The following is a 19,814-nucleotide window of genomic DNA, read 5'->3' on the forward strand; positions in this document are numbered from 1 at the left end:
AGTACTTACATCTGGATTTGTCCGAAGCTACGATCGGCGCACGATGATCGAAGCTGGACACGAGATGGCGGACGACCCGGACGGCGGCGCGGACCCGCTGGTCATGGGCGTCCGCGACCGCTGGGACGCGCAGGGCCTGCAGGGCGAGCCGTGGCCGTTCATGGCGATCTGCTCGGTGGGACGGCTCAACCAGCTCATCAAGAAGGCGCTCGACAGCGAGCTGGACCGGCTGGACCTCACCCGGACCGGCTACCTGCTGCTCACCACGCTGGCCCTCATGAAGCGCGGCAGCGCGCGGCTGAGCACGCTCGGCCGGTTCCTGATGATGCACCCGACGACGGTGAAGCTGACCGTCGACCAGCTGGAGGCGGCCGGGCTCGTCGGCCGCACCCGGCATCCCCGCGACCGGCGCGCCACGCTCGTCGAGATCACCGCGGACGGGCGGGACCGGGTCAACGAGGTCGGCCTGGCGCTGGAGTCGCCCGGCGGCGCCCTCGCCCCGTTCGGCGGCATGCACCGGGACCTGTTCGAGGCGCTGCAGCCGGCCCGCCTCGCCGCCGGCGACATGGAGCCGGTGGAACGCGGCAACGATGAGACGGAAGCGCGGCGGCGGTGAACCGCGTACCATGCGGGCCGCGTACCTTCACTCCGACGACACAGCACCCGGGCGATAAGGCAGTCTTCTCCTATGCCACAGAGTCACGGCACTCGCAGACGTCCCCCCGGCGGCCGCCGGCGCGCCCGTTCCGAGCGGGTCCCCGCACCGCGTGAGGCGCCGGACGCGTACGGCCCCTACGGCCCGCGGGACCACCTCGACCGGATCGACCACGACCGGTTCGACGAGCCGCCGGCCCTGCCCAAGGAGAAGAAGCGCCGCGTGCGGCGGGTGCTCACCAGCAACGTGACCATCACCGCCGTCGCGATCGCCGCGCTCGGCTCGGCGGTCGTGCTGGTCGACCTCGACCGGTTCACCGGCGACGACACCAAGCCGCCGCAGGCCGCCGCGGCCGGCCTGTCGACCAACGACATGCTCGCCAAGCTGACGTCGGCGTCCGACATGGACAAGGTCGCCGCCGACGCGATCGCCCACGCCAAGGAACGCGCCTACAAGAAGCACCAGGCCGAGCTGAAGGCGCTCAAGGTGCAGGCCAAGAAGGACGCGATAGCGCGGGCCAAGCTGAAGGCCGAGCAGGAGCGCGAGCGGCTCGCCAAGTCGAACCCGAGCGCCGCGCAGAACAAGAAGTACGGCAAGAAGATGAACGCCCTCAAGGGCTGGGACCGCTGCTGGCCGTCCCTGCTCACCCTGTGGAACCACGAGAGCGGCTGGAACGAGCGGGCCGAGAACCCGTCCAGCGGCGCCTACGGCATCCCGCAGGCGCTGCCCGGCTCCAAGCTGGCCAGCGCCGGCGCCGACTGGCGCACCAGCTCCCCCACCCAGATCGCCTGGGGCCTCGGCTACATCAAGGCCCGCTACAAGGACCCGTGCGGCGCCTGGTCATGGTGGCAGGCGCACAACTGGTACTAGCCGGTATCCCGGCCGCGGCCTGGCACCATGGAGGGATGCGGACGAGCAGGGCGCGCCAGGGCAACGACACCGCGAACGGCGACGGACCGGCGGGCGGCGGCTCGGCGGGCCACGGGCGGCAGTGGGCCCGCGCGGACGCCACCCGGCAGGCGCTGCTGAGCGCGGCGCAGGGCGTCTTCGCCGACCGCGGCTACGCCGACGCGGGCATCGCCGAGATCGTCGAGCGGTCCGGGATCAGCGTCGGCAGCCTCTACCACCACTACGGCGGCAAGGCCGGGCTGTACGTGGCGCTGTGGGAGGAGCTGACCGCCGAGCAGGAGGCGAGCGCCGCGCAGGCCGTGTCCGCCGCCCGCAAGGACGGCGAGTCCGACCCGATCGCGCTGTTCACCGCCGGCGCCCGCGCCTACCTGCGGGTGTGCTGGGAGCGCCGGGAGGCCGCCCGGCTGTTCCTCGGCGGCGAGGGCCCGTCCGGGTCGTCGCTGATGCGCCGCAGCCGCGCCCAGCACTGGCTCGCGCAGAACACCAAGCTGCTGCGCGGCCCCGCGCCCGGCGAGCCCGCCGGCCGCGCCGAGCAGGTGCTGAGCCTCGTCCTCACCACCGTCATCGGCGAGGCCGGACGGGAGATCGCCACGGCCGAGAACGAGGCCGAGGCCGCGGAGGTCATCGACGAGGTGTGCCGCATCCTGATCCGCCTCGCCCGCTGACCCGGGTGGCACGCGGGTGTCGTTTTGGGTCACACGGGACGCCACGGACCGTTATCCTGACCTTCTGGTTACCGGTTCCTGACGGAAAGTCGAAGGAGTCCATGCCGACGTCCACCTGGTTCCGCCTCAACGTCGCCAAGCGCGAACGCGTGCTCGAGGTGGCGATGCGCGAGTTCGGGGAGCACGGCTACTCGACCGGCAGCCTGAACACCATCGCCCGCGAGGCGGGTATCGCCAAGGGCTCGCTGTTCCAGTACTTCAGCGACAAGCTGGAGTTCTTCGCGTTCGTGTGCGACGAGGCGTCCCGCCGTGTCCGCGAGGAGATGGAGCGCCGCATCGAGCGCATCGACTTCGACCAGGCCTTCGACGAGTGGCTGTTCGACGTCCTGTGCGACTGGACCGAGTACATGGCCGACCATCCGCTGGAGCGCGGGGTCACCGCGGCGACGAACTTCGAGCTCGACAACAGCGTCCGGTCCGTGGTCCGCGACACCGCGAACCAGCACTACCTGCAGGTCATCCACCCGACGCTGGAGCTGTGGAAGGCGGAGGGCGCCATCCGCGAGGACGCCGACCTCGACGTCCTCGCCACGTGGCTGATGACCCTGCTGCCGTTCCTGGCGCTGGCCCCGTACTACGACGGCCTCGACCCGGTCCTCGACCTGCGCGGCCGCAGCCCGGCCGAGCAGCGCCCCGTGATCCGGCAGCTCGTCGCGGGCTTCCGCCCCATGTTCGCCGCCGACAAGTAGGCGTCCGGGACGCGCGCCGGACGGCGCCCCGGACGGTGGCGGTCAGCGGGTGAGGTGGTACTCGTCCGGGTCAGCCTTGCGGGAGCCCGCCCAGAACTCGAAGGTGTGCCCCGGCCAGAGGGTGCGGTTCACGCCCTGGTCGTCCAGGTACCAGCTGCTGCAGCCGCCCTCGTTCCAGACGGCGCGGCGCAGCCGCTTCTGCATCCGGTCGTTGAAGCGGCGCGCGGCCTCCGGCTTCGGCTCGATCGCGTCGGCGCCGGCGTCCTGGAGCAGGCGCAGGCAGCTCAGCACGTGCTGGATCTGCACCTCGATCATGAAGACGACGGAGTTGTGGCCGAGGCCGGTGTTCGGGCCGAGCAGCATGAAGAAGTTCGGCATGCCTGGGATCGTGGTGCCGCGGTGCGCCTCGATGCCGTCCGCCCAGATCTCCTGGAGCTTGGTGCCGTTCCGGCCGGTGACGCGCAGGTCGGTGAGGGCATCGGTCACCTTGAAGCCGGTGCCGTAGACGATGCAGTCGACCTCGTATTCGCGGCCGTCGGCGGTGACGATCGAGTTCTCCCGGACCTCGGCGACCGCGGACGTCTCCACGTGCACGTTCGGACGGGTGAGCGCCGGATAGTAGTCGTTGGACAGCAGGATCCGCTTGCACCCGATCGTGTAGTCGGGCGTCACCTTGGCCCGCAGTTCTGGATCGGCGATCTGCTTCTCGATGTGCCGGCGGGCGATCTTCTCCTGTGGCGTCGACAGCCGCGGGTCGATGGTGAAGCCGACGGCGCGGGCCTCCAGCGCCCAGTAGATGCCGTTGCGGAAGGCGCGGGCGGCACCCGGTACCTTCTCGAACGCCTTGCGCACCGGCGCCGGGATCGCCACGTCGGGCTTCGGCTGGATCCACGGCGGCGTCCGCTGGAAGACGACCATGTCGGCGGCCTGCTTGGCGACCTTCGGGACGAACTGGATCGCGGACGCGCCCGTCCCGATGACGGCGACGCGCTTGCCGGCCAGGTCGTAGGAGTGGTCCCACTCGGCGGAGTGGAAGGCCGTCCCCTGGAACCGCTCGATGCCCGGCAGGTCGGGGAAGGACGGGACGTGCAGGGCGCCGATGCCGGACACGATGGCCTTCGGGGTGAGGACCGTCCCGTCCGCGAGCGTCACGTTCCAGCGCTTCGCGTCGTCGTCGTACTCCATGGAGTCGACGGCCGCGCCGAACCGGATGTGGTCGCGGACCCGGTACTTGTCGGCGGTGCGCTCCATGTAGGAGCGGATCTCGGGCTGCGGGGCGAACATCCGCGTCCAGCCGTGGTTCAGCTCGAACGAGAACGAGTACATGTGCGAGGGGACGTCGCAGGCGCAGCCGGGATAGGTGTTGTCGTGCCACGTCCCGCCGAGCGCCTCGCTCTTCTCCAGCACGGTGAAGTCGTGGAAGCCGGACTGCTTGAGCCGGATCGCCATGCCGAGGCCGGCGAAGCCGGAGCCGATGATGACGATCGCCGGGGCACGCTCGCTCATAACCCATCCTCTCGCGTAACCTACTTGAGGTAAGTTACCTGGAGTAGGTTACTGACGGTAGGTCCAACAGAGAGGTTTCCCCTGTGAGTGCCGCCACACCGTCTCCCCGCCGCAGGCGGATGTCCCGGGCCGCGCGCGAGCAGCAGATGCTGGACGTGGCGGAGGAGGTGTTCGGCGAGCGCGGCTACCAGGCCACCTCGATGGACGAGATCGCCGAGCGCTGCGGCGTCTCCAAGCCGATGCTCTACGAGTACTTCGGCTCCAAGGACGGGCTGCTCGTGGCGTGCGTGGGCCGGTCCAAGGCGGAACTGCTCGACGTCACGCAGAAGGCGATGGCGGGCGCCGCCACCCCCGAGGACATCCTGTGGCGCGGCATGGCCGCCTACTTCACCTTCATCGACTCGCACAGCAAGTCGTTCGCGATGCTGCTGCGCGAGCCGACGGCCGCGTCCCCGGAGACGACCGAGGCCGTCGAGGCGACCCGGCGGCAGCAGAGCACGCTGATCGCCGGGGTGCTGGCGACGTTCGCGCCGTCCGCGCCCGCCGACGTCATCGAGGCGTACACGCAGATCATCATGGGGGCGAGCGAGCGGATGGCGCTGTGGCAGACCACCCGTCCCGACGTGTCGGCCGAGGACGCGGCCCGCTACATGACCGACTTCTGCCGGCAGGGCCTCAGCCCCTACCTGACCCCGGCTCCGCCGCCGGCCGGCGCGGAAGTGCCTCCAGAGCTGCGATGAGCAGGTCGAGGCCGAACTCGAAGTCGCTCTCCGGGTCGTGCGCGGCGAGCTGGGGGCCGTAGGCGATGACGTGCCGGAACTCGTCCGCGTCGAGGTGGTTCCACGACTCGACGCCGGTCTCCTCCAGGTGCCCGAGCATCTTCTCCATGCCGGCCTCGCGCATCTGGGCGCCGATCGCATAGGCGAGCAGCGCCCGCATGATCCGCACGGCGGCCTCCGCGTCGAAGCCGGCCGCGTCCGCCAGCGCGAGCGCGCGCTCCATCGGCCGCAGCCCCGCCGCCGTGTCGACCTTGTGGGTGAGGACGATCGTCATGCAGCGCGGGTACTCGTGCGCGACCTTGCGGAACGCGCGGACGAGGGCGCGCGCACCCTCCTGCCAGGAGACGGCCGGGTCATGGCCCAGGTCCAGGCCGGCGACGACGTGCTCGGCCACGCCTTCGAGCAGCGCGGTCTTGTTCGGGACGTGGTTGTAGAGCGACATCACGGCGACGTCCAGCTCGGCCGCGACGCGGCGCATGGACAGCGCGTCCGCGCCCTCCCGCTCGATCAGCGCCACCGCCGCCTGGACGATGCGGTCCCGGGTCAGCGCGGGACGGGGAGTGCCGGACGTCACCCGCCGCTCCTCTCTGCGTCGTTGACACCGGTAAGTGTCCCATGACACCGTACGTACATTGTACGTGAGACGTACACCGTACGTCCGCGCTTCGGGGAGGAGTGCCCTTGTCGACACACGACCTCTACACCGACCCCGTCCCGGCCGGGACCTGGACCGTGCCGATGGCCGGCGACACCAGGTTCACCTGGGAGTACGACGACGGCCGCGACCGCCTCCTCGCCCTCTACCAGAAGGGCAAGGACAAGCAGTGGGACTCCGTCAAGCGCATCGACTGGGACCTTGAGGTCGACCCGCACAACGTCCTCGGCGTCCCCGACCAGTCCCTCGCCATCTACGGGACGAAGTACTGGGACAAGCTGTCAGAAAAGGAGCGCGGCGAGCTGCGGCGGCACTCCACGTCCTGGCAGTTCTCCCAGTTCATGCACGGCGAGCAGGGCGCCATGGTCACCGCCGCCCGGATCGTGGAGTCGGTGCCCGACCTCGACTCCAAGTTCTACTCCGCCACCCAGACGATGGACGAGGCGCGGCATGTCGAGCTGTTCACCCGGTTCCTGCACGAGAAGGTCGGGATGGTCTACCCGATCAACACCAAACTGCAGGACCTGCTGGACGAGACCCTCACCGACTCCCGCTGGGACATGCCCTACCTCGGCATGCAGGTGCTCATCGAGGGCCTCGCGCTCGCCGCGTTCGGCGTCATCCGCGACATCACGACCAAGCCGCTGCCGAAGCAGATCCTCGCCTACGTCATGCAGGACGAGGCCCGGCACGTCGCGTTCGGCCGCCTCGCGCTGCGCGACTACTACAAGCAGCTCTCGCCGGCCGAGCTCCGCGAACGCGAGGACTTCGTCATCGAGGGCTGCTACCTGATGCGCGACCGCATCCGCGGCCGGGAGATCTGGACCAACTTCGGCATCGACCCCGCCGAGGTCGACGAGATGGTGGAGAACTCCCCCTACATGCGGATGTTCCAGAGCCTGCTGTTCAGCCGGATCGTCCCCTGCGTGAAGGACATCGGGCTGTGGAGCGAGCGCGTCCAGCGGACCTACGACGACATGGGCGTCCTCGACATGTCCAAGGCCGACCTGGACGCGCTGATGAACCAGGACGAGGAGATCGCCGACAAGCTCGACACCGAGCGGTTCGCCGCCGAGGAGGCCGCCCGCAAGGCCGAGGTCGACGCCGTCATCGCGGACGCCGCGACGGGCTGAGTACGTTTGGACCACTCGATCCGCACACCTCGGAGGTCTTGATGCCACTCGCGCATTTCGATGGAGCGCTCGCCGTCGTCACCGGAGCGGGCAGCGGGATCGGCCGCGCCATCGCGCTCCGGCTGGCCGAGAGCGGCGCGAGCGTCATCGCGGCCGACATCGACCTGCCCGCCGCGGAGCGGACCATCGCGCAGGCCAAGGCCGTCGGCACGGGCGGCACCGCCTACCAGGTGGACGTGGCGGACGCCGCCGCGATGGAGGCGTTCGCCGCCGAGGTGAAGGACGCGCACCGCGTCCCCGACATCGTCGTGAACAACGCCGGCATCGCGGTCGCCGGTGATCTCCTGGACACCGAACTGGACGACTGGGACCGCGTCATGGGCGTCAACCTGTGGGGCGTCATCCACGGGTCCCGGCTGTTCGGACGGCAGATGCGCGACCGCGTCAACGCCCTGCCCAACAAGCCCGACAAGCCGAACTTCGGCGGCCACATCGTCAACATCGCGTCCGCCGCCGCGTTCGCGCCGTGGCGCGTGATGCCCGCCTACTGCACGACGAAGGCGGCCGTCCTGATGCTCAGCGAATGCCTGCGCGCCGAGCTGGCCGGCTCCCGCATCGGCGTCACCGCCGTCTGCCCCGGCTTCGTCAGCACCGACATCGTCAAGAACGGAACCTACGTCGAGGGGAACATCGGCTCCCCGGAGAAGCTGCGGCAGCGCGGCCAGAAGGCCATCCAGCTCCGCAACTACCCGCCGGAGAAGGTCGCCGAGCGGGTCGTCAACGCGATCATCAAGAACAAGGCCGTGGTCCCGGTCAACTTCGAGGGCCACCTCCTGCACGCCCTGTCCAGGATCTCCCCCGCCTCCGTCCGCCTCCTCGCCAGAATCCCCACCCCCCAGGGCTGACGCCCCCGCTAACCGAGCCAGTTCACCAGAGTGATGACGACTCTCTCCTGTCGGACGTCCGTCAGGTAGTACAGCATGAGCGACGGTCGTTCGACACGCCGCAGCCCTGGTGTGTCCCCAGCATGTGCGATCCCATCAGGGAAAAGCATCGAGTCCCGGACGGCCAACTCGCGGGCGATCTGCTCCACCTCGGCGATCACCTCGGGTGGTAGCCCGTCCAGAAGGTCGTCCGGCTCGTACTCCCAACTCCAGTCACTCACCGGCGACCGCTCGGTTGGCCGCACGGACGATGTCACCGATCTCCCGGATGGCCCGATCCCGGACCTCGTCCTCGTAGCTGGCCATGGCCTGTTCGGCCGCGTGGAACCTCCGAGCGGTCTCAGGATGCCGCTCTATCTCGACCACCATCCCCCAGTGCAGGAAGAAGAATCGGATCGGGTTGACACTGTTCTGCTCACTGGCCGCCCCGAACGCGGTCTGCATGTCCTCGAACAACTCGGGGAGGCGCGACGGAGCCACGATCGCCACCGCCTTGCGGAGCGCGGGCCATGTCAACTCCGGCATGGGGATCAGTTCCTCCTCATGCCCGTCACGCTGCGCGACCATGCGACACCCTTCCGTTCGTGGCCTGTGGCCAGGATAGCCGCCCCCTCTGACACTCCACCGACGTTCCCGGACGAGGACGTCCAGCCGATGATCCGGCAGGTCACCCGGATCCACGTGATCGAGGAGGCGCGGCACATCAAGTACGCGCGGGAGGAAATGAAACGGCTGGTCGCGGAGATCCCCGCGGTGCGGCGGCGGGCGGCGGCCTACGGCATGGCGCAGGCGACGCGGCTGATGGCGACGCAGGTGATCCACCCGTCCTGCTACACGGCGGTGGGGCTGGACCCGAAGCTCGCGCGGCGGGTGGCGGCGCGCAGCCCGCACCGGCGGGCGACGATGGCGTGGGCGTTCCGCAAGTGCACCGCGTTCTTCGACGAGGTCGGTTTCCTGGACGGCCGGGCGCGTGACGTGTGGCTCCGCGCGGGCCTGCTGGAATCGTAACCGGTTCTACTTTCACAGCCATTATCTTGACGTCGAAACGCTTTTAGAATTCAGTTCACCAATGCCGGACGCATTGGTCCGGACGGCGGCAACGGAAAGGGCCGCGGAGCGGGGTCCACTCCGCGGCCCGTCGACGAACACTGCGCCTGCCTGGGGTTATCTCACACCCAGGACACTCCAACCGATTGCACGGTCACGTCGTCGCCTCCTCCTCCCAGGCGTTTCCAGCATGCCGATCGGGTGCCTGGCGCGGGAGCATGATCGACATACCGCCTCCCCTTTACCGAATCACCTTAGAAGGTCTTGACAGGAAATAGGCCATGATCGGCCGAATCAGGTCAGAAATCATTTAGCGCGGTGAGCACTTCGCGGGCGGCGGACGTCGCCGTGGCGAGGATCGCGTGCTCCCGCTCCGCCTGCTTCGCCCGCGCGGGCGCCTCTTCGCTGTAGCTGACCGTGAAGACCGCGTTGCGGACCCGGGCCGTGACCTGCCCGACCACGGTCGGCTGCCCCTCGTCGGCCTTGAACCAGCGGTACGCCTCGTCCCCGACACCGCCCTCGCGCTCCAGCGCGATCGTCCGGGTCAGCGGGGCGTCGTGCGCCTGCGCCCACTGCGCGTCGTAGTAGCCCTCGGCGTCCCGCACCGGCGTCGCGGTGTTCGCGGGCGCGTACAGCCGCGCCTCCACCCGCAGCCAGCGGAACGCCGACCCCGTCGAGGAGTACGTGCACGTGGTGAGCGTCGAGTTCGCGCTCTGCCGCTTCGCCGCCTTGGGAACCGCCTTCGCCACGGTGCCGTCCGACACCGTCCCGCACGGCGGCGGCAGCGCCCGGACGATCTGCTGCGCGGCCTCGGACGACGCGGTCTGCGGCGTGCTCCGGCTCGGCGTCACGGCGGCCCGGTCGGTGCCGCCGCCCTTGCCCGGCGCCACCAGGAACACCGCCACCGCCGCCGCGGCGAACGCAGCGGCCGCCACCAGCACCGCCAGCAGCCGCCTCGGCCGCCTGGCCGGAGACGGCGGCTCCGGCCCGGCGTACGGCCGGTGGAACGGTTCGACCGGACGCTGCAGCCCCACGTCCCGCTCCTCACTCCCCCGTCGCGTCATGGCCCGCCTCCCGTCAACGTAGTCAGGCGCGCCGCCCCTGACCAGGCCCCCTGGCAGTACTGATTGTCAGACCCCGGGGTCACACTGGAGGGGTGCTGATCGCTGACATCGCGCGGACGTCGGGGGCGGTGGCGGGCACCTCGGGCCGGAAGGCCAAGGTAACCGCGCTCGCGGAGTGCCTGCGCCGGGCCGACGCCGGCGAGGCGGCCATCGTGGTCGCCTACCTGTCCGGTGAGCTGCCGCAACGCCAGATCGGGGTCGGATACGCCGCATTGCGCGACGTTCCGCCGCCCGCCGCCGAGCCGTCCCTGACCGTCCCGGAGGTGGACGCGGCCTTCACCGAGATCGGCGCGGTCTCCGGCCCCGGCTCGGTAGCCCGCCGCCGCGACCTGCTCGCCGCACTGTTCGCCCGCGCCACCCACGCCGAGCAGGACTTCCTCATCCGCCTGCTCGCGGGCGAACTGCGCCAGGGCGCGCTGGACGGCGTGATGGCCGAGGCGATCGCCGCGGCGGCCGAGGTGAAACCCGCCGAAGTACGCCGCGCCTTCATGCTCCGCGGCTCCCTGGGCCCGGTCGCCACCGCCGCCCTCACCGACGGCGTCGCCGGCCTGCGCGCCTTCACCCTGAAGGTCGGCCGCCCCATCAAGCCCATGCTGGCGGCCTCGGCCCCGTCCATCGACGACGCCTTCGCCAAGCTCAGGGCGGAGGCGGCGGTCGAGTGGAAGCTCGACGGCATCCGCGCCCAGGTGCACATCGCCGGCGACGCGGTGCGCATCTTCACCCGCACCCTGGACGAGATCACCTCGCGCCTCCCCGAGGTGGTCGAGGCCGTCCGTGCGCTGCCCGTCCGCGCGGCCGTCTTCGACGGCGAACTCATCGCCCTGCGCCCCGACGGCCGTCCCCACCCCTTCCAGGTGACCGCCGCCCGCACGGCCACCCGCACCACAAAGAACACGGACCCGGTCCCCCTAAGCGTCTTCCTCTTCGACGTCCTCTACCTCGACGAAGCCCCGATCAGCGCAGACACCCCAGGCAACGCCGAGGACCGCCCGGCCGTCCTAGACGCGACCTCAGACAAGCCGGGCGGTGTGGACGGACCGCCCTCAGAACGCCCGACCGCCACGGAGATCCTGCGCGGGCAGGCCCGATCGAACTCAACACGGCCGGCCCCCTCAGACTCGGCCGCAGACGCCTCAACCGGACAGGACCGGTCGAGTTCGAATGGTCCGGTCGGCGCAGATGGCGCTGAACAATCACCAGTCGATGTCGGGAGGGCGACCGGAAGTCCTCAGGACATTGGTGGTGGGTCGGTTTTGGGCGGCGAGCCCGGGGACCTGCTCGATGTGCCGGGGGTGGAGCGGAACGCGGCTCTGGTGCGGGTCGTGCCGGAGGAGTTGCGGATGCCTCGGGTGGTCACGGACGATCCGGTGCGGGCCAAGGAGGTCTTTGACGAGGCCGTCGCGCAGGGGCACGAGGGCGTGGTGGTCAAGTCGCTCGACACGCCCTACACGGCCGGACGGCGTGGGGCGGGGTGGATCAAGGTGAAGCCGCGGCACACGCTTGACCTTGTGGTGCTGGCCGTTGAGCGGGGGCATGGGCGCCGGAGGGGGTGGTTGTCCAACCTGCATCTGGGCGCGCGTGATCCTGAGACGGGCGGGTTCGTGATGCTCGGCAAGACGTTCAAGGGGCTCACCGACGAGCTGCTCGCCTGGCAGACGGAGAAGCTCCGCGAGCTGGCCGTCCGGGAGGACGACTGGACGGTGCACGTCCGGCCGGAGCTGGTGGTGGAGATCGCGTTCGACGGCGTCCAGCACAGCCCGCGCTACCCGGGCGGCATCGCGCTGCGGTTCGCGCGCGTGCTGCGGTACCGGCCCGACAAGTCCGCCAGTGAGGCCGACACGATCGACACCGTCCGCGCCGTCGCCCCGGTGCTGGACTAGCGCGACGGTACGGGCAGGGTCCCGGGCGACGCCGGACGTGGTGGTCAGGGTGGGTCGTTGGTCGGGCCGAGCGGGAGGTCGGCCGCGACATCGCCGACGCGATCATCGCCGAGGGCCACGCCCGCGTCGACTTCGTCATCGTCGGCTCCGGCCCGAACGGCGCCAACCCGCACGCCGAGCTGTCGGACCGCGTGATCCGGCCCGGCGAGCCCGTCGTGGTCGACATCGGCGGGACGATGCCGAGCGGCTACTGCTCGGACTCCACCCGCAACTACTGCGTGGGCGAGCCGCCCGCCGACTACGCCGCCTACTACGCGGTGCTGGAGGAGGCGCAGCGCGCGTCGTGCGAGGCCGTCCGGCCGGGTGCGACGCCCGAGGCGGTGGACGCCGCCGGACGCGACATCATCGCCGCCGCCGGGCACGGCGAGCACTTCTTCCACCGCACCGGCCACGGCATCGGCCTGGAGTCGCACGAGGACCCCTACATCGTCGCCGGGAACCTGGAGCCGCTGGAGCCGGGCATGGCGTTCTCCATCGAGCCGGGCATCTACCCCGGCCCGCACGGCGCCCGCATCGAGGACATCGTCGTGTGCACCGAGGACGGCTTCGAGCCGATGAACGTCACTGAGCGCGGCCTGGTGGTCGTGGACTGAGGCCGCTGGCCGGGAGAGAACCCGCGAGGGTGCGGACGGGTTTCCGTCCGCACCCTCGCGGCGTTTCGGACAGGACACATCGGGGGCGGAAACGGCTCGGTAACGATCTCTGCACCAAATGTGTCAGTCGGCACTGTGCGTATTGCGGTTCGGCCGGTCGGCCATGTACCACCTAGATGCATTGTTACGCGGGGGTAAGTCGGTTTCTTCCGCATAGCGGTTCATCCGCCGTGCCGGAACGGGCCCGTGCCCCGGCGACGTGCCGTGCAGAAGAGGAGACGCCGGTGGCAGAGGTCGACCTGACCAGCGTCGGGAAGGTCTATCCCGACGGCACGCGGGCCGTGACCGATCTGACCCTTCACATCGAGGACGGCGAGTTCCTCGTCCTCGTCGGCCCCTCCGGCTGCGGCAAGACGACCGCGCTGCGGATGGTCGCCGGGCTGGAGGACATCTCCGAGGGCGAGGTCACCATCGGCGGCCGGGTCGTCAACCGGGTCCCGGCGCGCGACCGCGACGTCGCGATGGTGTTCCAGAGCTACGCCCTGTACCCGCACCTGTCGGTGCGCGACAACATCGGCTTCGGGCTGTCGCTGCGCAAGCTGCCGAAGGCCGAGATCCGGGAGAAGGTCGACCGCGCCGCGGAGATCCTCGGCCTCACCGACCACCTGTCCCGCAAGCCCCGCAACCTGTCGGGCGGGCAGCGGCAGCGCGTCGCGATGGGCCGCGCGATCGTCCGGGAGCCGCAGGCGTTCCTGATGGACGAGCCGCTGTCCAACCTCGACGCCAAGCTCCGCGTCCAGATGCGCGCCGAGATCGCCCGCATCCAGCGCGACCTCGGCGTCACCACGATCTACGTCACCCACGACCAGACCGAGGCGATGACGCTCGGCGACCGGGTCGCGGTGATGAAGAAGGGCGAGCTGCAGCAGGTCGCGCCGCCGCAGGAGCTCTACGACCGGCCGGCCAACCTGTTCGTCGCCGGATTCATCGGCTCACCCGCCATGAACCTGATCCAGGGCACGCTGTCCGGGGACGCGGCGAACCCGCGCCTGGAGGTCGGCGGCCAGACCCTGGCGCTGCCGGCCGCGGTGCTCACCGAGCGCCCGGCCCTGGCGTCCCGCCTCGGAAGCGACGTCGTCGTCGGCATCCGCCCCGAGGACATGGAGGACTCCGAGCTCGTGGAGGCGCCCGAGGGGTCCGGGCTCACCTCCACCGCCGACCTCGTGGAGGCGATGGGCTCGGACGTGCTGGTCCATTTCGCGATCGAGGCGTCCCAGGTCGTCACCGAGGACACCAGGGAACTCGCCCGCGACGCGGGGACCGACGTGCTGGGGCACCTGGAGAGCCCCCGCACGGACCTGGTCGCGCGGTTCAGCCCGCGCACCCGCGTGAAGGTGGGCGACCCGGTGGCGATCCGCGTCGACACCGGCCGCCTGCACTTCTTCGATATCGAGTCCGGCGCGGCGATCTGGGGATCGGACGCCGCCGGTCCGCTCAGGGAGGATGAAGAATGAGGGTCAGCAGGCTGATGGGAGCCGCCGTTGCGGCGGGACTGCTCCTGTCCTCGGCCGCAGCGTGCGGCGGCGACGACGACGGCGGGAGCGACGGCTCGACGCCGGCCGGCGGGGGAGCGCTCAAGGGCACCACGATCGAGGTCGCGGCCAAGTGGACCGGCCAGGAGGAGACCAACTTCCGCAAGGTCCTGCAGGCGTTCGAGCAGAAGACCGGGGCGAAGGTCAACTACGCCTCCACCGGTGAGAACACCGACGCCTACCTCGGCCCGCGCATCGAGGCCGGCAACCCGCCGGACGTGGCGATCCTGCCGCAGCCCGGCCTGATGCAGCAGTACGCCGAGAAGGGCTCGCTGAAGCCGCTCGCCGCCGACGTCGTCGCCGAGGTCGGCGAGAACTACTCGCCGTACTGGAAGGAGCTCGGCTCCGCCGACGGCAAGGCCTACGGCGTGATCGCCAAGGCCGCCTACAAGTCGATCCTGTGGTACCGGCCGGAGGCGTTCGACGAGGCCGGCGTGCAGCCGCCCGCGGCCTGGGCCGACCTGGTCAAGACCGCGAGCACGCTGCAGGACGCGGGCACCACCCCGTTCACCCTCGCCGCCGGCCCGCAGGACTCCTGGACGCTGACCGACTGGTTCGAGAACGTCTACCTCTCGCAGGCGGGCCCGGAGAACTACGACAAGCTCGCCAAGCACGAGATCAAGTGGACCGACCCGACGGTCGGCATGGCGCTGGAGACGCTCGCCGAGATCTGGGGCAAGCCCGACTTCCTGAACGGCGGCGTCGCCACCGCGACCAAGACCAAGTTCGACGAGTCGGTCACCCAGGTGTTCGGCCAGCAGAAGGCCGCCATGGTCTACGGCGGCGACTTCGCCGCCGCGAACATCGGCACCACCAAGGCCAAGGTCGGCACCGACGCCAAGGTGTTCGCGTTCCCGAAGGCCGGCGACACCGCCCCGGCGATCCTCGGCGGCGACGTCGCGGTCGCGATGAAGGACGGCAAGGGCGCGCAGGAGCTGATGAAGTTCCTCGCCTCCCCGGAGGCCGGCAAGGTCTGGGCCGGGCTCGGCGGCTACCTGACGCCGAACAAGAACGTCCCGCCGGACGCCTACTCCGACCCGATCGCCAAGCAGCTGATCACCCAGCTGCAGCAGTCCGGTGACGCGGCCCGCTACGACATGTCCGACCTGGCGCCCGCCGCGTTCGGCGCGACGCCCGGCAAGGGCGAGTGGGAGGCGCTGCGCCAGTTCGTGATGCACCCGGACGACGTCAAGGGCACCCAGGCCAAGCTGGAGGCCGAGGCCGCCAAGGCCTACAAGTAGGGCCGACGAGTAGGGAAACCCTGGATGAAGGCTCGGAATGAGGAGGTGCCGCCGGCCGTGACGGCCGGCGGCGCCGCCGCCGTCGACGTGCCGGCCGCCGGGGACGCGAGCGGCTGACCCCGCCGTCCTGGCTGGCCATGACGTTCCTGCTGCCGGCGCTGCTGCTGCTCGGCTTCCTGGTCGTCTACCCGATCGTCTACTCGGTGATCCGCAGCTTCTTCGACGCCTCCGGCGACGGGTTCGCCGGCGTCGACAACTACACCGGGATCTTCAAGGGGCACAACAACCTCGTCGCGGTGCGCAACACCGCCATCTGGGTGGTGGTGGCCCCGACCGTGACCACCATCGTCGGGCTGCTGTTCGCCGTCCTCACCGAGCGGATCCGGTGGTCGACGGCGTTCAAGCTCGTCGTGTTCATGCCGATGGCGATCTCGTTCCTCGCCTCCGGCGTGATCTTCCGGCTGGTGTACCAGATGGACCCCGATAAGGGCGTCGCCAACGCGGCGCTCGTCGCGATGCACGACACGTTCGCGCAGGGCACCACCTACCCGGGCGCCGGACCCCGCAGCGGCGGCGCCGCGCCCGTCCGCGAGGACGGCGGCGCCGTCGTCACGGTGAACTCCTACCAGGCGGGGCAGAGCGCGCTCGTCCCGCTGCTGAAGGTCAAGCAGGAGTACCTGCCCAAGGACGCGACGCCGGCCGCGCAGCCGCCGTCCGCCAAGCCCGGGCAGCTGACGGGCACCGTGTGGTTCGACTTCACCCGGGGCGGCGGCGGGCAGCACAACACCCCCAACGCCGGTGAGGTGGGGCTGCCCGGAATCAAGGTCGAGGCGGTGCGGGACGGGAAGGTCGTCGCCAAGGCCACCACCGGGGCCGACGGCACCTTCACGATGAAGAAGGTCCCGGACGGGACGTACACGATCCGGCTGCCCAAGGACAACTTCACCGCCGCCTACCGCGGTGCGGAGTGGCTCGGCAGCACGCTCATCACCCCCGCGATCATCGGCTCCTACCTGTGGGTGTGGTCCGGGTTCGCGATGGTGCTGATCGCCGCCGGGCTCGCCGCCATCCCGCGCGACGCGCTGGAGGCGGCCCGGGTGGACGGCGCCACCGAGTGGCAGGTGTTCCGGCGGGTGACGATCCCGCTGCTCATGCCCGTCCTCACGGTGGTGCTGGTGACGCTGGTCATCAACGTCATGAAGGTCTTCGACCTCGTCTACATCATCGGCGGCGGCGATCCGAACGCCAACGTGCTGGCGCTGCAGATGTGGACGGTGTCGTTCGGCGGCGGCAACGACCAGGGCGCCGGCAGCGCCATCGCCGTGCTGCTGTTCGTGCTCGTGCTGCCCGCCATGCTGTTCAACATCCGGCGAATGCGGCAGGAGCACAAATGAGCACCGCGGAGAAGGTCGCGAAGGCGCCGCCCGCCGACGGCGGGAACGGCGCGGCGGGCGCGCCGCGCCGCGGCCTGGCCGCCCGGATCGTCGGCCGGATGGGCGGCGGCGTCGCCCAGGCGCTGCTCGTGCTCGTCGCGCTGTTCTGGCTCGTGCCGACGCTCGGGCTGCTGGTGGCGTCGCTGCGCTCCAACGCCGACAACAACGCCGGCGGCTGGTGGAACGTGTTCACCAAGCCGACGCAGCTGACCCTCGGGTCCTACAGTTCGCTGCTGGACAAGGGCGACTTCGTCGACTCGTTCTGGAACACCGTGCTCATCACCGTCCCCGCGACCGTGCTGGTGGTGGTGATCGCGGCGCTGGCCGCCTACGCGTTCGCGTGGATGGAGTTCCCCGGGCGCGACTGGCTGTTCATCCTCGTGGTGGCGCTGCTGGTGGTGCCGGTCCAGGTCGCGCTGATCCCGGTCGCCAAGCTGTACGGGGCGATCGAGTTCGGCGGGTTCCAGATGTTCGGGTCGGTCACCGGCGTGGTGCTGTTCCACGTCGCGTTCGGCCTGCCGTTCGCCATCTTCCTGCTCCGCAACTTCTTCGCGGCCATCCCGCGGGACCTCCTGGAGGCGGCGCGGATGGACGGCGGCTCGGAGCTGACGATCTTCCGCCGGGTGGTCTTCCCGCTCGGCGGCCCGGCGATCGCCTCGCTCGGCATCTTCCAGTTCCTGTGGGTGTGGAACGACCTGCTGGTCGCGCTGGTGTTCGCCGACACCGAGTCGCAGCCGATGACCAAGTGGCTGCAGTCGCAGATGCGGCAGTTCACCGGCAACATCGACATCCTCGCGCCCGGCGCGTTCCTGTCGCTGATCGTCCCGCTGGCCGTGTTCTTCGCCTTCCAGCGCTACTTCGTCCAGGGCGTCCTCGCCGGCTCGGTGAAGTAGCGGACCTCCGGCACGACGATGCCCCCCGGCCCGCGGGCCGGGGGGCATCGCCGGGTCCGGCGCCGGGTGTTACTTGCGCAGGCCCGCGGCGCCGTGCCGGGTCGCCGCGTCCGGGTGGCCGATGGCCAGGCCGCTGGAGGGGTCGAAGAAGTGCAGCCGGCGGGTGTCGACGGCGAGCTGCACGTTCTGGCCCGGGCGGACGTGTGAGCGGGAGTTGACGCGGGCCGTCCACAGCGCCTTGTTGTCGGCCAGCGGGATCGCCATGTCGCCGTCGCCGTCGGCGTCCTCGGCGAGCGCGGCGGTGTCCTTGTGCTCGACCGGCGGGGCGTCGATCTGGAAGATCACGTTGATCTCGCTGCCCAGCTCCTCGGTGACGCTGCTGCGCGCCGCCAGCGGCGCCCACTCGGGCTTGGCGTGCGCGGCGTCCTCGAAGTCCGACGGGCGGATGCCGAGGATGATCTTGCGGCCGACGTAGTCCTGCAGGCCGGGCTTGTCGCCGAGCGTCGCGGCAGGGACGGGCAGCGTGTAGCCGGCGAAGGAGACCTGCGCGCCGCCGTTGCCGGCGGTCAGGTCGGCGAGGACGAAGTTCATCGCCGGCGAGCCGATGAACCCGGCCACGAACAGGTTGACGGGGTTGTCGAACAGCCGCTGCGGCGTGTCGACCTGCTGCAGCACGCCGTCGCGCAGCACGCACACCCGCGACCCGAGCGTCATCGCCTCGACCTGGTCGTGGGTGACGTACACGGTGGTGACGCCGAGCCGCTCGTGCAGCTGGCTGAGCGAGGCGCGCATGGACACGCGGAGCTTGGCGTCCAGGTTCGACAGCGGCTCGTCCATCAGGAACGCCTGCGGCTCCCGGACGATCGCGCGGCCCATCGCGACGCGCTGCCGCTGGCCGCCCGACAGCGCGGCGGGCTTGCGGGACAGGTACTGGTCCAGGCCCAGCATCTTGGCGGCCTCGCGGACCTTGGCCTTGATCTCCGCCTTCGGCGTGCCGCGCAGCTTGAGGCCGAACGCGAGGTTCTGCTCGACCGTCATGTGCGGGTAGAGGGCGTAGTTCTGGAAGACCATCGCGATGTCGCGGTCCTTGGGCGCGAGGTCGTTGACGACCTGGTCGCCGATGGAGATCTTCCCGCCGCTGATCTCCTCCAGCCCGGCGATCATCCGCAGCGCGGTCGACTTGCCGCAGCCGGACGGGCCGACCAGCACCATGAACTCGCCGTCCCGGATCTCCAGGTCGAGCCCGTCCACGGCCTTGACGCCGCCGCTGTACACCTTGTCGACCCGATCCAGCACGATCTTGGCCATCCGAACCCCTTCATGGAAACGTTTCCATTACCCCCTGCCGAGCAGGGGCTTTGCTCTATGGAAGGAGTAAACATCATGGAAACGTTTCCATGGGAGCGTCCGCCGGATAAGATCATCGCAGCGGCGCGAAACGGGAGGTCAGCGATGGCGGGGCAGCGGTCGGCGACGATCAAGGACGTGGCCGCGGCGGCGGGGGTCGGCATCGCCACCGTGTCCCGGGTGTTCTCCGGCGGATCGGTCAGCGCGGCCACCCGCGAGCGCGTGCGGGCCGCCGCGCGCGAGCTGGACTACCGCCCGAGCGCCCTCGGCCGCGGCCTCAAGCTGCGCCGCAGCGGCGGCATCGGGCTGATCGTCCCGGACGTCACCGACCCGTTCCGCGCCGAGCTGGTCGCGGGCGTGCTGTCCTGCGCCCGCAGCCTCGGCGAGCACGTCATCGTCGACGCCGCGCACGGCGACCCCGCCCGCGAGGCCGAGATCGTCGAGCGGCTCGCCGAGCAGCGGGTGGACGGCATCATCGCCGTCCCCGCGGGCACCGAGGCCGACTGGCGGGGCGCCGCCCGGGTGTGCTCCAGCGTCGTGTTCGCCGACCGGGTGCTGCCGGGCCTGCCGGAGATCCCGGCCGTCCTCGCCGACGACCCCGGCCGCGTC

At 70.5% G+C, this 19,814-nt stretch carries 20 protein-coding genes and 1 pseudogene; 15 read left to right on the forward strand and 6 right to left on the reverse strand.

Annotated features, from left to right (window positions below; genetic code table 11):
* Positions 1–43: 43 nt before the first annotated feature.
* From HUX53_RS01545 to HUX53_RS01560, 4 genes are all read left to right on the forward strand, one after another.
* Positions 44–616 (forward strand): MarR family winged helix-turn-helix transcriptional regulator, encoded by a 573-nt coding sequence (locus HUX53_RS01545; RefSeq protein ID WP_255204811.1) that lies wholly within the window; start codon positions 44–46, stop codon positions 614–616.
* Positions 617–688: 72 nt separating this feature from the next.
* Complete coding sequence (locus HUX53_RS01550; RefSeq protein ID WP_176401370.1) at positions 689–1,525, forward strand: lytic transglycosylase domain-containing protein; 837 nt, start codon at positions 689–691, stop codon at positions 1,523–1,525.
* A gap of 35 nt (positions 1,526–1,560) precedes the next feature.
* Positions 1,561–2,229 (forward strand): TetR/AcrR family transcriptional regulator, encoded by a 669-nt coding sequence (locus HUX53_RS01555; protein WP_176401371.1) that lies wholly within the window; start codon positions 1,561–1,563, stop codon positions 2,227–2,229.
* Positions 2,230–2,330: 101 nt separating this feature from the next.
* A complete protein-coding gene (locus HUX53_RS01560; RefSeq protein ID WP_176401372.1) occupies positions 2,331–2,978 on the forward strand; it encodes a TetR/AcrR family transcriptional regulator in 648 nt (215 codons plus the stop codon).
* Between the two features lie 42 nt (positions 2,979–3,020).
* On the opposite strand, the gene HUX53_RS01565 is transcribed toward HUX53_RS01560, so the two are convergent.
* On the reverse strand, positions 3,021–4,484 hold the full coding sequence (locus HUX53_RS01565; RefSeq protein ID WP_176401373.1) for an NAD(P)/FAD-dependent oxidoreductase: 1,464 nt from the start codon (positions 4,482–4,484) through the stop codon (positions 3,021–3,023).
* 83 nt (positions 4,485–4,567) lie between these two features.
* Between HUX53_RS01565 and HUX53_RS01570 the strand changes: the two genes are divergently transcribed.
* Entirely contained in the window at positions 4,568–5,224 is a 657-nt protein-coding gene (locus tag HUX53_RS01570) for a TetR/AcrR family transcriptional regulator (protein WP_309236993.1), read from the forward strand.
* Here the strand turns inward: HUX53_RS01570 and HUX53_RS01575 are convergent.
* The gene (locus HUX53_RS01575; protein WP_309236994.1) at positions 5,160–5,837 is read right to left on the reverse strand and encodes a TetR/AcrR family transcriptional regulator C-terminal domain-containing protein; all 678 of its coding nucleotides are present in this window, start codon (positions 5,835–5,837) and stop codon (positions 5,160–5,162) included. The genes HUX53_RS01570 and HUX53_RS01575 overlap by 65 nt on opposite strands.
* Before the next feature lie 107 nt (positions 5,838–5,944).
* Between HUX53_RS01575 and HUX53_RS01580 the strand changes: the two genes are divergently transcribed.
* A complete protein-coding gene (locus tag HUX53_RS01580) occupies positions 5,945–7,051 on the forward strand; it encodes a ferritin-like domain-containing protein (RefSeq protein ID WP_176401375.1) in 1,107 nt (368 codons plus the stop codon).
* A gap of 41 nt (positions 7,052–7,092) precedes the next feature.
* Complete coding sequence (locus tag HUX53_RS01585) at positions 7,093–7,956, forward strand: SDR family NAD(P)-dependent oxidoreductase (RefSeq protein ID WP_176401376.1); 864 nt, start codon at positions 7,093–7,095, stop codon at positions 7,954–7,956.
* Positions 7,957–7,964: 8 nt separating this feature from the next.
* Here the strand turns inward: HUX53_RS01585 and HUX53_RS01590 are convergent, their stop codons facing one another.
* The gene (locus HUX53_RS01590) at positions 7,965–8,216 is read right to left on the reverse strand and encodes a hypothetical protein (RefSeq protein ID WP_176401377.1); all 252 of its coding nucleotides are present in this window, start codon (positions 8,214–8,216) and stop codon (positions 7,965–7,967) included.
* Positions 8,209–8,562, reverse strand: a complete 354-nt coding sequence (locus tag HUX53_RS40615) for a hypothetical protein (protein WP_255204820.1) — start codon at positions 8,560–8,562, stop codon at positions 8,209–8,211. The genes HUX53_RS01590 and HUX53_RS40615 overlap by 8 nt, the downstream gene beginning before the upstream one ends.
* Here HUX53_RS40615 and HUX53_RS01595 point away from each other — a divergent pair.
* Positions 8,539–9,003 (forward strand): diiron oxygenase, encoded by a 465-nt coding sequence (locus HUX53_RS01595; protein ID WP_255204812.1) that lies wholly within the window; start codon positions 8,539–8,541, stop codon positions 9,001–9,003. The two genes, HUX53_RS40615 and HUX53_RS01595, sit on opposite strands and share 24 nt — an antisense overlap.
* A gap of 338 nt (positions 9,004–9,341) precedes the next feature.
* On the opposite strand, the gene HUX53_RS01600 is transcribed toward HUX53_RS01595, so the two are convergent.
* Positions 9,342–10,106: a hypothetical protein gene (locus HUX53_RS01600; RefSeq protein WP_176401379.1), complete on the reverse strand. Its 765-nt coding sequence runs from the start codon at positions 10,104–10,106 to the stop codon at positions 9,342–9,344.
* A gap of 92 nt (positions 10,107–10,198) precedes the next feature.
* Between HUX53_RS01600 and HUX53_RS40620 the strand changes: the two genes are divergently transcribed.
* From HUX53_RS40620 to HUX53_RS01630, 6 genes and pseudogenes are all read left to right on the forward strand, one after another.
* Positions 10,199–12,046 (forward strand): ATP-dependent DNA ligase, encoded by a 1,848-nt coding sequence (locus HUX53_RS40620; RefSeq protein ID WP_176401380.1) that lies wholly within the window; start codon positions 10,199–10,201, stop codon positions 12,044–12,046.
* A 71-nt stretch (positions 12,047–12,117) separates the two neighbouring features.
* Positions 12,118–12,699 (forward strand): annotated as a pseudogene (locus tag HUX53_RS01610) (M24 family metallopeptidase); the annotation flags it as partial.
* A 284-nt stretch (positions 12,700–12,983) separates the two neighbouring features.
* Entirely contained in the window at positions 12,984–14,213 is a 1,230-nt protein-coding gene (locus tag HUX53_RS01615) for an ABC transporter ATP-binding protein (RefSeq protein ID WP_176401381.1), read from the forward strand.
* Positions 14,210–15,532, forward strand: a complete 1,323-nt coding sequence (locus HUX53_RS01620; protein WP_176401382.1) for an ABC transporter substrate-binding protein — start codon at positions 14,210–14,212, stop codon at positions 15,530–15,532. Before HUX53_RS01615 ends, HUX53_RS01620 begins: the two co-directional genes overlap by 4 nt.
* 137 nt (positions 15,533–15,669) lie before the next feature.
* On the forward strand, positions 15,670–16,926 hold the full coding sequence (locus HUX53_RS01625) for a carbohydrate ABC transporter permease (RefSeq protein WP_176401383.1): 1,257 nt from the start codon (positions 15,670–15,672) through the stop codon (positions 16,924–16,926).
* Positions 16,923–17,858, forward strand: a complete 936-nt coding sequence (locus HUX53_RS01630; RefSeq protein WP_176401384.1) for a carbohydrate ABC transporter permease — start codon at positions 16,923–16,925, stop codon at positions 17,856–17,858. Before HUX53_RS01625 ends, HUX53_RS01630 begins: the two co-directional genes overlap by 4 nt.
* Positions 17,859–17,927: 69 nt before the next feature.
* Here HUX53_RS01630 and HUX53_RS01635 read toward each other — a convergent pair whose 3' ends face one another.
* Positions 17,928–19,166 carry an ABC transporter ATP-binding protein gene (locus HUX53_RS01635; protein ID WP_176401385.1) on the reverse strand — a complete coding sequence of 413 codons (1,239 nt, stop codon included), beginning with the start codon at positions 19,164–19,166 and terminating at the stop codon, positions 17,928–17,930.
* Between the two features lie 144 nt (positions 19,167–19,310).
* Here HUX53_RS01635 and HUX53_RS01640 point away from each other — a divergent pair.
* The coding region (locus HUX53_RS01640) for a LacI family DNA-binding transcriptional regulator (RefSeq protein ID WP_176401386.1) at positions 19,311–19,814 on the forward strand (504 nt) is incomplete at its 3' end.

The sequence above is a fragment of the Actinomadura sp. BRA 177 genome, assembly GCF_013372625.1.
Classification (GTDB): domain Bacteria; phylum Actinomycetota; class Actinomycetes; order Streptosporangiales; family Streptosporangiaceae; genus Spirillospora.